10 protein-coding genes are annotated in these 13936 nt (G+C 38.9%); 6 read left to right on the forward strand and 4 right to left on the reverse strand.

From position 1 onward, the window contains the following. Positions 1 to 4 precede the first annotated feature (4 nt). The 4 genes from G6N06_RS13030 to G6N06_RS13045 form a co-directional block, all read right to left on the reverse strand. A complete protein-coding gene (locus G6N06_RS13030) occupies positions 5 to 2755 on the reverse strand; it encodes a TonB-dependent receptor (RefSeq protein ID WP_163517196.1) in 2751 nt (916 codons plus the stop codon). Between the two features lie 210 nt (positions 2756 to 2965). Continuing rightward, positions 2966 to 4813, reverse strand: a complete 1848-nt coding sequence (glmS, locus tag G6N06_RS13035; protein WP_163517197.1) for a glutamine--fructose-6-phosphate transaminase (isomerizing) — start codon at positions 4811 to 4813, stop codon at positions 2966 to 2968. 25 nt (positions 4814 to 4838) lie between these two features. After that, entirely contained in the window at positions 4839 to 6479 is a 1641-nt protein-coding gene (bamH, locus tag G6N06_RS13040; protein WP_163517198.1) for a BamH family beta-barrel-assembly machinery protein, read from the reverse strand. A 39-nt stretch (positions 6480 to 6518) separates the two neighbouring features. Next, on the reverse strand, positions 6519 to 7328 hold the full coding sequence (locus G6N06_RS13045) for a glycogen/starch synthase (protein WP_163517199.1): 810 nt from the start codon (positions 7326 to 7328) through the stop codon (positions 6519 to 6521). 110 nt (positions 7329 to 7438) lie between these two features. On the opposite strand from G6N06_RS13045, the gene panC reads away from it, so the two are divergent. The 6 genes from panC to radA all read left to right on the forward strand — a co-directional run bounded on the left by panC (position 7439) and on the right by radA (position 13533). Continuing rightward, entirely contained in the window at positions 7439 to 8287 is an 849-nt protein-coding gene (gene panC, locus G6N06_RS13050; RefSeq protein WP_163517200.1) for a pantoate--beta-alanine ligase, read from the forward strand. Positions 8288 to 8300: 13 nt separating this feature from the next. Next, complete coding sequence (panD, locus tag G6N06_RS13055; protein ID WP_163517201.1) at positions 8301 to 8651, forward strand: aspartate 1-decarboxylase; 351 nt, start codon at positions 8301 to 8303, stop codon at positions 8649 to 8651. Positions 8652 to 8653: 2 nt separating this feature from the next. Continuing rightward, a complete protein-coding gene (locus tag G6N06_RS13060; RefSeq protein ID WP_163517202.1) occupies positions 8654 to 9616 on the forward strand; it encodes a lysylphosphatidylglycerol synthase transmembrane domain-containing protein in 963 nt (320 codons plus the stop codon). Between the two features lie 93 nt (positions 9617 to 9709). Next, on the forward strand, positions 9710 to 10849 hold the full coding sequence (locus tag G6N06_RS13065) for an alpha/beta hydrolase (protein WP_163517203.1): 1140 nt from the start codon (positions 9710 to 9712) through the stop codon (positions 10847 to 10849). 85 nt (positions 10850 to 10934) lie between these two features. Beyond that, positions 10935 to 12101: an alpha/beta hydrolase gene (locus G6N06_RS13070; protein WP_163517204.1), complete on the forward strand. Its 1167-nt coding sequence runs from the start codon at positions 10935 to 10937 to the stop codon at positions 12099 to 12101. Between the two features lie 73 nt (positions 12102 to 12174). After that, the gene (gene radA, locus G6N06_RS13075; RefSeq protein WP_163517205.1) at positions 12175 to 13533 is read left to right on the forward strand and encodes a DNA repair protein RadA; all 1359 of its coding nucleotides are present in this window, start codon (positions 12175 to 12177) and stop codon (positions 13531 to 13533) included. Positions 13534 to 13936: the final 403 nt, after the last annotated feature.

Genomic DNA, 13936 nt, shown 5'->3' on the forward strand with positions numbered 1-13936 from the left:
TATTTTATAGGTTGTTGATAGTCCATGATACATAATACATAGATCCGATTGAACCTGTACCGATAGCCGTAAAGTATTCCTTGCCAAGGACATTGGTGGCACCTGCCTTAAATGTTGACTTCAGGGAAGGGACGGTAAAGTTTATCTGTGCGTCAAGTGAGTGGTATGCTGGAATAGCACCATCACCGAAGGTAGCTTGCCAGTAGTAGTTGTCACTCCATCTCCAAGCCGTATTAAAGCCGAAATTCTTGAACAGGTCTGTGTTTCCGAAATTGATTTTTGCTTTGTGCTCTGGCGTATTAAAACTGGTTTTGAAATCTGGGAATGCTGCCTGATCAAAATCCTGTTTTGTATAAGTATAACTTCCACCTAAATCAAAATTGCCGAACACCTTTGTTGATAAACCGATAGAGCCTCCATAAGAGTTGACATCCGCCTTGGAATTGGTATAGGTTTGATAAACTTGATAGTCGCCGTTGGCAATAGCTGCTATGGATAATCCATTGTCGCCAGCAGTTCCATAAAACGGAGCTACAACAACTTCACCAGAAATAAAGTCCTGGTACTTGTTATAATAAACGCTCATATCTACAATTACTTTGTCGATTTTACCTCTATATCCAACTTCTGCGGTGGTAATCTTTTCTGGAGTGACAAGGGCTGAATTTCCAATCTCCAAATCGGCAGGATTTTCAGATTGTGCAAAAGCGGTTACTGAAGATGCTAAATACGAATTGGTATAAGCTGCACCACCAGTTTGAGTGATTTGTGCAGGTTGTCCGAAACCAATTTGACCAGCAGCACTAATATCGTAATCTCTGACGTATCGATCTAAGTTGCTTGGCGCCGAGCCCACTAAAATGGCACGACCAGCATCTAAACCAATAAATAAATCCTGGGTGGTTGGGTTTCTAAAACCGGTTTGAACCGAAGCTCTAATATTGTGGTTTGGGTTTACTGTAAAACCTGCAGATATTCTTGGGGATAAGAACCCATCGAAAAACTCAGATTTATCGTAACGTGCGGAGCCTGTCAATTTCAATTTCATTTCGGCACCTAAGTCAAATTCTTTCTGCAACTGTGTGTATATTCCAAATTCTGAATAAGGAATAGAGCCGTCAAAATCGGTGTAAATGGTTCCAGAAGAATTCAATTCATATTTTCTGTAAGATCCACCTACCTGGATATCGATGGCGTCCCATAAGTGACTGAAGTTGTAGTTACCATCAGCATGATAGTATTTAGATTGATCTTTAAACTGTGAACCGGATGCAAAATCTGGATCCTTGATGATTCTGTCGAAAGCTGCTTGGAATTCTGGAGTCCCAGGTTCAAACCTACCGGTTTCAGCTACTGCTCTTGCTGCGGCGTGTGCCTGGGCGTCAGTTGCGCCACCTAAAGTTGCGCCAGCATAAGTTTGAATGTACTCTCCAAACCATTGTGTGTCTGATTTCCACGCACGGTTAATATTGATTCCAGTAAAAACCATGTCATAGGAATCACCGGCCTTATCTGCAACCACATAGCCCCTTACGAAGAAATTATCGTTCTTAAGTTCAATTTTATGTTGTTGTTGCGTGAAATTAGTAATGGCATATCTGTTGGTCCCTTGATATATAGTGGAACCTGTTCCAATTTTACCAACATACTGAATTTCAAAGTCGTTGGCCCATGGTCTGTAATATAATCCCCAGTCTGCTTTGACACTTTCCGCATTGTAATCGGTCAAATCACGTTCTTCATATCCTGTTCTACTGACCACGACATCTGGAATAATTCCTAATCCTCCGGAAGCGGCTCTTATGTTAGTTGATACTTCATCTCCATAAATGTTATAGCCATCGTAATCAATGCTGGCTCTTGTGGCTCCACCACTAGGTTTTCCATCGTAGTTGTTAGCGGTCCAATCGGTTCCTTTCAACCATCCAAAATTTACTTTGGCGGCAAAATAATCACTGAATTTATAGGCCATTCTTATCCCTGAATCTCTATAGGTATTATCTCCACTAGCATCCTGAGAAGTGATGCCTTGTTTGTGATAACCGCTGATCCCTTGAAAATCGAAAGGATTTTTACTTTGCATGAAGAGGATACCATTAAATGCATTCGCCCCGTATAAAGCTGATGCAGCACCTGGCAATAACTCCACACTTAATACATCGGTTTCATTCATTCCCACTAAGTTTCCAATCGGAAAGTTCAATGCGGGTGAGGAATTGTCCATTCCATCTACCAACTGCATAAAACGCGTATTGGCAAAAGTTGCGAAACCTCTCGTGTTAATGGATTTAAACGTTAAACTGTTGGTGTTGACATCAACGCCTTTTAAGTTTTCCAGTCCGTCATAAAACCCGGCAGAAGCCGTATTTTTAATTTCCTTAAGACCAAATCTTTCCACGGTTACCGGCGATTCGAAAACGCGTTCTGGTGTTCTGGAAGCAGAAATAATCACTTCGTCCAAAGAGGTGCCTTCCTGCAGTTGGAAATCGAGAACTTGTGTTGTAGAGGTCACTTCTTTGGTTACCGATTCAAAACCCACACTACTTACCTGAATGGAAAATGGAGGTGCTTGAGAAGTGCTTAAACTGTAGTTTCCGTCAAAATCTGAAATAGTTCCAGTGGAAGTGCCTACAATAATAACATTGGCGCCAGGCAAGGGTTGACCGGTTCCATCGGTTATTTTTCCGGATACTGTGGTTTGCGAATAAGTGAGCGTAACACTTAACAGCATCATAATCTTAAGAATTGTTTTCATTTTAGGAGATTAGTTAATTTTGGATACCAATATAAATAATAAAATGATACTTTGAATTGTTTTTTTAAAAAATTATGCGTGCATAGTATTATTCGGGAAGAAAGCACAACACTATTTGCCTGATAAGGTTTAAAATGTCTAAAACCCACAATTATGTGGGTTTTAGACTTGTTTAATGGTGAAATTTTTGAATTTACAGCGGTAAAAATATTATTCTACTGTGACTGATTTTGCAAGATTTCGTGGTTGATCCACATTTTTACCCAACAATACTGCAATATGGTAAGATAAAAGTTGGAGAGGAATGGTGGTCAACAATGGAGATAAATTCTCTAAAGTTTCTGGCACTTCAATCACGTGATCAGCGAGTTCCCTGACGTTTACGTCTCCCTCGGTAACGATGCCAATAATCTTGCCTTTTCTGGCTTTGATTTCTTGGATATTACTCACTACTTTATCGTAATGACCTTTTTTAGTGGCGATGATGATGACCGGCATATTCTCATCGATTAGAGCAATTGGTCCATGTTTCATTTCTGCTGCAGGATAGCCTTCGGCATGTATATAGGAGATTTCCTTTAGCTTTAGGGCGCCTTCTAAGGCTACCGGAAAATTATATCCTCTACCTAAATAAAGCATGTTTCTTGAATCTTTATATAATTCTGAAATAGCTTGGATATGTTTGTCGGCTTTTAAAGCTTCAGTTACTTTTTCAGGGATGAGTTCCAATTCGTGCAAATGTCTGCGATAGTCTGAACTTGACATGGTTCCTTTTGCCCTCGCTAAACGCAATGCAATTAAAGTTAGAACTGTTATTTGAGTCGTAAATGCTTTTGTTGAGGCCACGCCAATTTCCGGTCCGGCGTGTGTATACGCTCCAGCATCGGTTTCTCTTGCTATGGATGATCCTACGACATTGCAAACGCCAAATACGAAAGCTCCTTTTGATTTTGCCAATTTGATGGCAGCCAAGGTGTCGGCGGTTTCACCGGATTGGGAAATTGAAATCACTATGTCCTTTTCGGTAATAACTGGATTTCTATATCTAAATTCAGAGGCATACTCTACTTCAACAGGTATTCTTGCCAAGTCTTCAAAAATATATTCAGCAACCAGTCCCGCATGCCAAGAGGTGCCACAAGCTACAATAATGATACGGTCGGCATTTAAAAAACGCTTCATATTGTCTTCTATGCCAGCCATTTTGATAATACCTTCATCCGCCAACAATCGGCCTCTATAGGTATCTTTTATGGCCAAAGGTTGTTCGTAGATCTCCTTAAGCATAAAATGAGGGTAGCCTCCTTTTTCAATTTGTTCCAAATTGAGTTGCAGCTTTTGGATATATGGATTCACCAGAGAGTCGTCTTCTATTTTTCTGATTTTAATGTCTTTGTCCAACCTAACGATGGCCATTTCATGATCTTCAAGGTAGATGGCATTGTCAGTAAATTCTATGAAAGGAGAGGCATCACTAGCGATAAAAAACTCACCTTCACCGATACCGATGGCCAAGGGACTTCCTAATTTGGCTACGACAATCTCATTTGGTTTGTTTTTATCAAAGACTGCAATAGCATAGGCACCGATGACCTGGTTTAAAGCTAATTGCACCGCTTTTCCGAGTTTGATGTTTTCATTGGTCATAACATCTTCTATCAAATTGACCAAAACCTCAGTGTCTGTATCCGATTGAAACGTATAGCCACGTTTTATGAGTTCTTTTTTTAAGGAATCGTAATTTTCAATGATCCCGTTGTGAATGATCACTAAATTGCCTGAATTGGAATAGTGTGGATGTGAATTCACGTCATTGGGAACACCATGAGTGGCCCAACGCGTATGCCCAATACCAAGTTTCCCGCTAGTGGATATCTCTTTTTCCAAGAGCGTCTTTAGGTCAGCAACCTTGCCTTTGGTCTTACACAGGTTGAGATCCTTGCCGTCGTACAAAGCAATTCCAGCGCTGTCATAGCCTCTGTATTCTAAGCGTTGTAATCCTTTTAAAACAATGGGATAAGCCTCTCTATGGCCTATGTAACCGACAATTCCGCACATCTTGTATTAGGTATTAGGTTGATTATTAATTGTTTGGTTCAGTATAAAAGATCTCCAAATATAACTTTTTATTTTCATTCGTACCTGAGGTGTTGTTTCCAAATAACACGGTACCCTTTGGTGATAAAATCGAACTTATAGGTAATTTCTTAATTGAATTGTTGTCTGAGTTGAGTATAGAACCCTGCGCTACAGAACCTTCAATATTCACATTGGTGGATACAGCCAATCCTAAACTGACATTTGTAGAATCCTTCAATAAGAGGTTCTTAATATGTTCGGTAATCTTGATTTTGTATTTTACGCCTTGTGAGTTTTCATCGTCGCTGACATGTTGCAGTTTTCCAAGATGATTGATCCTGCCGTTGTCAGCGGAATCGAAGCTATAATCCAATAAAGGAATATTGTTTTTGGCATCGTAGATATAAATTCTATCGGGTTCTTGACCTTGCGTAAGGCTTTGATCTACATAGAAGACCAAATTGGCTTCGTTGATCAATCGCTTCGCTTTTACAAATTTTCCCGAAGCGTCCGTTTGAACATAATCATTTTTAAAGGCTTCAAAAGCAGTCATTGTGCCTTCATCGGTGTCGAGATCTGTACCTCCAAATAAATTTATTACGGCCATAGAGCCTTGTCCACCTTTTAGGTATAATCTCTCATCGCCAGTAGTTGGGTTGCCTTCAGGAATAGTTAATGTGAAATCGTTGTTTAAAAAGTTGACTATATTATATGTCGCACTGCTGGTAGTAGGGTTATAACTTGGAAAATTTAATCTATAGGTGCCAGTTACCCGCTCGGCATCAGCTGCGGTTGATGTAGAAGGTGAGCTATAATGCAGAGTGATATTGGCATTGGATGATGCAAAATTGAGCATCATCATAGTGCCGTCATTGTTGACCGCCTCCGCTTCAAAATAAATACCTCTAAAATAGTTTTGGAAGTTATTGACGTTGCTCAATACAGGGTCACCTTCTTTAAGAAGGATTTTATTTTTCCAAAATGTGGTGTCCATTTTAAAACGTAATGCAGGCGCCAGACGCGTAACCTCCTCTCCTTTTATAAGTTTGATTTCTTTATTGCTCGGTTTAAAACTATCTACGGCCTTTAAAACTGTACCTCGTAAGGAGGCCAGGGGTATTTGGTTTGAAGCTGATAGTGAACGGTCAGAATAGTATTTTTGAGGCTGATCAAATCCTGCATTTGGATCGAAACTTCTTAAAAAATAGGTATTTTCATAAAGTTTAAAGTTGATAAAACCATCACCATAAACGGAATCCAATTTGTAAGAGGTGACCTCATTCTCGATCCCTGTAGATTTGCTGAAATATGGAATGGTCAAGACCACTGAATCCAATCTGACCTCTTCGGGAAATGTTGGGTCCATTGTAGTTGGCGACAATTGCGTCACCAAACTGGCAGTAGTATTTCCGTAAACCAAGTCTTTGTAATATCCAAACAAATTGGATGGTAAATTGTTGGTCTGAATAGGTTTCAATTTGTTGGTATAAGCGATGACGTCATACTTGTTTTCCGCAACATCAAAATTATTTAGACCAGAAATATCCGAATCAAGAGATACAAAGTCCTTATCACATGCAATGAACGCTGTCATCAATACAGCAAGGATAAATAGGTTTTTCAAGGCGATTTTTTTGTTTTTCATTACTATCGGTAAGTGGATTTAAAAACGAATAGTGTTTTTTTATTTAAGAACTTTGTTATTATAGAATTCAGCGTATGGCTCAGCAAAATCTTCCTGGGAATAATAGTCCAAAACAGGTTTGTTTGATGCCTCTAGATAATCTTCCAATTCCTGATCTAGCTCGTAAGACCCTTTTATCAAGGCGTCAGAGTAATCAATTGCAATCTTCATCATATTGATGAAATTAGGTTTCTCTAAGACTTTAATGGCAGACTCATCGATATTGTCAAACTTCACTTTTTTGATCATATCCATATCTAACGTGCCTTCGAAGCTTTGATTGTATATGGAAGTCACAATTTTACTGTCGGAGAACAGCGGTTCGTTTTTATAATATTCCTTAAGGTAAACAGGTAATAGGGAGGCCAACCATCCGTTGACATGTATGATATCTGGTGCCCAATTCAATTTCTTGACCGTTTCAATGACGCCTTTGGCAAAAAATATGGCGCGTTCATCGTTATCAGGATAAAGACTTCCATCTTCATCGGTCAATGTCGCTTTTCTCTTAAAATATTCTTCATTGTCAATAAAATACACTTGGATTCTTTCCTTAGGAATTGAAGCCACTTTAATAATCAATGGCATATCCAGGTCATTGATGACCAAATTGATCCCTGATAGTCTAATTACCTCATGCAATTGGTGTCTTCGCTCATTTATGTTTCCATACCTAGGCATGAATATCCGTATTTGTCCTCCTTGTTTATTCACCATTCTTGGAGCTTCAAATGACATTGAAGAAATTTCAGTTTCAGGTAAATAGGGTACAACCTCGGAAGACACGTACAATATCCTCTTATCTTTCATAAATCACGGAGTTTAAAAAAAATTAAAATTAAAACACGCAAAAGTACAAAATTTTATGCAGATTGATAGTAAAATCTTAAGTTTGCACGCTGTTAATGTTTTGTTATATAATGATAATTTGCCATAAAAAAGAAGATTTAAGACGGGCTATAGATGGGCTGAGGCGTGAAAACCAAACCCTTGGTTTCGTACCTACAATGGGTGCTTTGCATGATGGGCATTTGTCGTTAATCAGGAAGGGATTAGAGGAAAACTCCCGGATGGTAGTCAGTATTTTTGTTAATCCGACGCAATTTGACAACACCCTAGACCTGGAGAAGTATCCAAGATCCTTAGAAAAGGATTTGGAATTATTGCAGAGCTTATCCAAAGATATCATCGTTTATGCACCTGTGGCAGATGATATTTATGGCAATGCGGTCGTATCAGAACATTTTGATTTTAGTGGACTGGAAAATCAGATGGAAGGGCGATTTCGAAAAGGTCATTTTGACGGCGTTGGGACGGTCGTAAAACGTTTGTTTGAAATTGTTCAACCAGATATTGCCTACTTCGGAAAAAAGGATTTTCAGCAATTTCGAATTATTCAAGAATTGATCAAAAAGCATCAAATTCCTGTTCAGGTGAAAGGTGTCGAGATTTTTAGAGACAAAGACGGTTTGGCCCTGAGTTCAAGAAATGAACGCTTAAGCAAAGCACAGCGAGAGGCAGCGCCATTTATATACAAAACACTAAAAGCTGCCAAAAAACGTTTTGGCACGGAAAGTGTAAATAAGATAACGGAATGGGTTGAAAAACAGTTTGCTCAGCATGACTTGTTGACTTTGGAATATTTCACAATTGCTGATGAAGTGAGTTTAAAAACCGTTCGAAGAAAAACCAAAACTAAATCGTATAGAGCTTTTATTGCCGTATTTGCGGGTGATATCCGACTTATTGACAATATAGCACTTAATTAATTACCTTTGCCAAATGCAAATACAAGTTGTAAAATCAAAAATACACCGTGTCAAGTGTACAGGTGCTGAGCTAAATTATATTGGAAGCATTACCATTGATGAGGATTTAATGGAGGCTGCCAATATTATTCAAGGCGAAAAGATACAAGTGGTCAACAATGACAATGGTGAACGCCTGGACACTTATGTTATCCCTGGGCCAAGAAATTCTGGAGAAATAACTCTAAATGGTGCGGCTGCAAGAAAAGTCGCTGTTGGAGACACCCTCATTTTAATTACCTATGCTTTTATGGAATTGGAAGAGGCAAGGACGTTTAAGCCTTCATTGGTTTTTCCGGATGAAGAGACCAACTTACTCAAATAGAATTGAACGCCAGGACCAAAAGAACATTAAGGATCGGGCTCCCGATTTTATTGGCCGCTTTTTTTGGTTGGTACACCTTTTCAAAACTGCCTATTGATCAGATCATTCCCTATTTCAAATCGGCCAATTATGGTTGGATTGGATTGGGCATGCTCTTAGGCCTGCTCAGCAATTTATCACGAGCTTATCGATGGAAATATTTGCTGGCGCCTATGGGCTATAGCGTAAAACTTCCTAACAGCATCATGGCTGTTTTTATTGCCTATTTGGCCAATTTTGGCATTCCAAGATCTGGAGAAGTGCTAAGAGCTGCCGTCTTGACAAACTATGAGGATGTCCCATTTCAGAAGGCATTTGGCACTATTATAGCAGAACGAATGGCCGATATGCTGATACTTCTTGGGATTGTAGCCATCACGCTTTTAATCCAATTTGATTTTATTTATGGGCTCTTGGAATCGGCTTTTCAACCGAAGAAACTCGTCTTAATTGGAACTATCGGCGTCATTTTGTCAATACTTGTTTTTTTATATCTAAAAAATAGTGCCTCTAAAATTGCCTTAAAAGCAAGAAACTTTGTGCGGGGTTTATTGGAAGGTATTTTGAGCATTTTTAAGATGGAGCAAAAATGGCTTTTTATATTTCATACCCTCTTTATCTGGACTATGTATGTTTTGATGTTTTATGTCACCACCTTAGCGGTTGATGATTTAAGTGGGGTGTCCATTGGGGCATTATTGATAGGGTTTATTGCAGGTAGCTTTACTATTGCAGCCACTAATGGTGGTATTTTTGTATATCCATTGGCCATTGGAGCCGCCTTTTCAATTTTTGATATTCCAGAAAACCCAAGTATCGCTTTTGGTTGGATCATGTGGGCTTCCCAAACGTTAATGATTATTGTTCTTGGGAGTCTTTCTTTTTTGTTTTTACCGATCTATAATGCTAAACAAAAATTGAAATAGAAAAGTGATGTCTTTGTTAAACATTTAAAAGGCAAGGCGGAACAATCCGAATATTTTTTTACCTTGCCATAGCTAATATTAATCCCTAATTATATGCACAAGATTACGCTACTCCTAATGTTTCTCATTAGTACCTCGATGGGGGCCCAGGTTATTTATCAACCTTTTGATTCCGAAAAATTAGGGGAAAGGAGAGAACTGAAGATTCAGTTACCGAGGAATTATAATCCGGAGGATAAATCGCAATACCCCTTAATTATCGTTTTGGATGGTGATTACCTGTTTGAGCCTTTTGCAGGAAATGCAGATTATCACGCATATTGGGGGGAGATGCCCAATGCTGTCGTTGTTGGTGTCAACCAAAGAAACAGTCGTGAAAAAGATCTTTTTTATGACAAGGAAATTTATTTTCCTGCCCATGAAGGGGCGTCCTTTTTTGAATTTATAGGGATGGAGCTCATTCCTTATATTGAAAGTAAATACAATGTTTCTAAATTTAGGATAGTCGCGGGGCACGATCTAAGCGCAAATTTTATCAATTATTATTTATTTAAGGAAAATCCCATTTTTAGAGCGTTTATTTTGTTAAGTCCAGATTTGGCGCCAGAAATGACGGTTAGGGTTCAAGAGCGGCTTTCGACCATCAAAACCGATACCTTCTATTATGTAGCCACCGCCGAAAATGATATTGATGGCTTAAAGGAACGCATTATTGCACATAATGCACAAATGGGAACGTTTGATAATCCGAAGGTGCATTACAGGTTTGATAATTTTAATGACGCCGACCATTATTCGCTAGTGGGCTTGGGTATTCCAAAAGCCTTAAATGAAATCTTTTCTTTGTACAAACCCATCAACAAACAAGAGTATACAGACCTGGTTTTGACCTATCCCGAAGGACCGTATAAGTATCTTGAAAAGAAATATGCCGACATCAAGTTTTTTTACGGTTTTGAAAAGAAAGTAGTTGAGAACGATATTCGCGCAGTCGCGGCAGCTGCCATGAAGAAAGATGATCGGGACGCCCTGAGAGAATTGTCGCGATTGGCGAGAAAAGAATTTCCAGATTCAATGATCAGTGCCTATTATACAGGAATGTATTATGAAAATGAAAACAATTTAAAAAGAGCCTTACACAACTATCAATCTGGCCTACTTTTAAAAGCTTCTGATTTTATCGACAAGGATATGTTGCTAGATAAAATCTACACCATAAAGGATAAAAATTAGTAGATTTGTGCATTTCATCGAATAATTTATACAGATCAACTATATTTGTATATATTTACCGTCCCAAACCTTAAACCTACTTACGATGAAAAAAGCCCTACTTTTTCTCTTCATCATGCTGTGCGCTATGTCTTTTAACGCACAAACAATCTATGAAAGTTTCGAATCCCGAAAATTAAATGCCACTAGAGATTTAAAAATTCGGCTACCAAATAACTACGATCCCTCATCCAATTTAAAATACCCTGTGATTTTGGTATTTGATGGCGACTACCTGTTTGAACCTGTTGTTGGTCAGGTGGCTTTTCAAACTTACTTTGATAAGATGCCAGAAGCTATCGTCGTAGGGTTGATCCAAGGAAAAGACCGCTTTTATGATGCTTATCACGATGAGGTTACAGGACTGCCTATAGAATTCGGGGCGCGATTTTATGAGTTTATAAGTACAGAACTGATACCTCACCTTGACAGAACTTACAAAACCAGTAAATTTAAAGTTGCTGTTGGTCATGATCTCATGGCAAATTTCATGAATGCTTTCCTTTTAAAAGAGGATCCGATATTTAAGGCATATGTCAATTTGAGTCCCGATTATAAGGGAGAAATGGATGATAATATCAGTGGCCGATTAAAATGGTTGAAAGAAGACATCTTTTATTATATGGTGACCAGTGGTGATGATGTAGCCTCTCTTCGAAATGGCATTCTTGACGCCAATCAAAAACTGAAACAGATAGACAACAAAGCCTTGAAGTATTATTTTGAGGATTTTGAAGGTCACTCTCATTATACTTTGGTAACTGGCGGTTTATCGCAAGCCTTGGATAAAATATTTGAGCTTTATAAACCCATCAGTGATCGAGAATTTAAAGAGGATATTCTTACTTATGAAGGGACCTTGGACACCTATATCAGTAAACGCTACAAAAAAATCGAAGATCTGTTCGGGATAACCAAGCCCATTTCAGAAGACGAATTTGAAAAAATCGTGAAAGCGGCCGAACAGCGCGATGATTTGGCTTCTCTTGAAAAAATTGGGAAACTGGCCAACAAACAAGATCCAACAACATCATATGGAACTTATTATATGGCGCTCCATGCTGAAAGGATTGGCAAAACCAAACGCGCCAAAAAACTGTATGAAACGGCATTGGATTTAGAATCAACGCCACATATCAATAAAGATCTTATCCTTTTAAAAGTGGAGGGACTTACTTTGGCAGGTGACGATAAGGAAAGTGATATTGACTAATAAACTTTTGAATTACGATTTATAATCATAACTAATACCGCAAATAGTTTTAATTTAGCTCAAACTTTAAAGGATGGCTAAAATTAAAACAACTTTTTTCTGTCAAAACTGTGGCAGTCAATATTCTAAATGGCAAGGCCAGTGTACGGCCTGCAAAGAATGGAATACGATTGTTGAGGAGGTCATCCAAAAGGAAGAGAAATCCAGTTGGAAAACACCTACCTCAGCAGTAAAACGCGCTTCCAAGCCATTGCGGATCAATGAAATTGACGTGTCTCAGGAAGCCCGAATGCAAACCGATGATCAGGAATTCAACCGGGTTCTTGGAGGCGGCATTGTTCCTGGCTCCTTGATTTTGTTAGGAGGCGAACCGGGCATTGGAAAGAGTACGCTTTTACTTCAAATTTCATTGAAATTACCTTACAAAACGCTGTATGTTTCTGGTGAGGAAAGCCAACAGCAAATCAAAATGCGGGCAGAGCGCATCAACCCTAATAGCGCCAACTGCTATATTCTGACCGAAACCAAGACCCAAAATATCTTTAAGCAAATTGAAGCGCTTGAGCCAGATATAGTAGTTATTGATTCCATTCAGACCCTGCATACCGAATATATAGAATCATCTTCCGGGAGTATTTCACAAATCAAGGAATGTACTACAGAGCTGATAAAATTTGCCAAGGAAACTGCAACACCAGTTATTCTGATTGGCCATATTACCAAGGATGGCCATATCGCCGGACCAAAAATTTTGGAACACATGGTGGATACCGTTTTGCAATTTGAAGGCGACAGAAATCATGTCTTTCGGATTTTAAGAGCTCATAAAAATCGTTTCGGATCGACCAATGAATTGGGAATTTATGAAATGCAAGGCTCAGGATTACGAGAAGTTTCAAATCCTTCAGAAATTTTAATTTCCAAGAAGGACGAAGAGCTTTCGGGAAATGCAGTGGCTTCTACTTTAGAGGGCATGCGCCCGCTGATGATTGAAGTGCAAGCCTTGGTCAGCACTGCAGTTTATGGCACGCCACAACGCTCCGCAACAGGTTTTAATGCCAAGCGCTTGAACATGCTGCTTGCGGTCTTGGAAAAACGTGCCGGATTCCGGTTGGGGGCTAAAGACGTCTTCTTGAATATTACTGGAGGTATTTCAGTGGATGATCCCGCGATCGATTTGGCCGTGGTAGCTTCGGTTTTATCCTCCAATGAAGATGTTGCCATTCCTAAGGACTATTGTTTTGCTGCTGAAGTGGGGCTTTCTGGAGAAATCCGTCCTGTGCAACGGGTGGAACAACGGGTGTTAGAGGCCGAAAAACTAGGGTTTTCTACAATTTTTGTCTCTAAATACAATAAAATCGCTTTGAAAAATACGCGAATCAAAATCCAATTGATTTCGAAAATTGAAGATTTGGTGAGTTTTTTGGTCTAGCAGCCTGAATTTATTTTGTAATTAATAGGTGCTTAATCATGAAACTTAGCAATTAGGGTATTCAATTAGACCATTATAAACCTATTGAGTGGATGATTCCCCTTTATAAGAAAGTTGGAGTTCTATAGGCTTAACGACTTCCGTTTTGACCTATAATTGACTATTAAGGATTGGAATTCCATTAGTCTAAATTCACAGACTGAAAGTTTGCTTCGTGGAATAGCTGGTTAAGAATATGAATCAACCCATTGGTTGGATATGTGAACGCATGATTGGTCGTAGCTAAAAGATTTCTGTTTTTAAGGCTGTTTTTCACCAACACATTTTAGGCATCTATCGATGCATTTTTGGATCAAATTTATGAGTTGTCTTTTTCCGTCATTTAAGACTTCTAATTTATCAA

Source organism: Gelidibacter japonicus, assembly GCF_010725055.1.
GTDB classification, from domain to species: Bacteria; Bacteroidota; Bacteroidia; order Flavobacteriales; family Flavobacteriaceae; genus Gelidibacter; species Gelidibacter japonicus.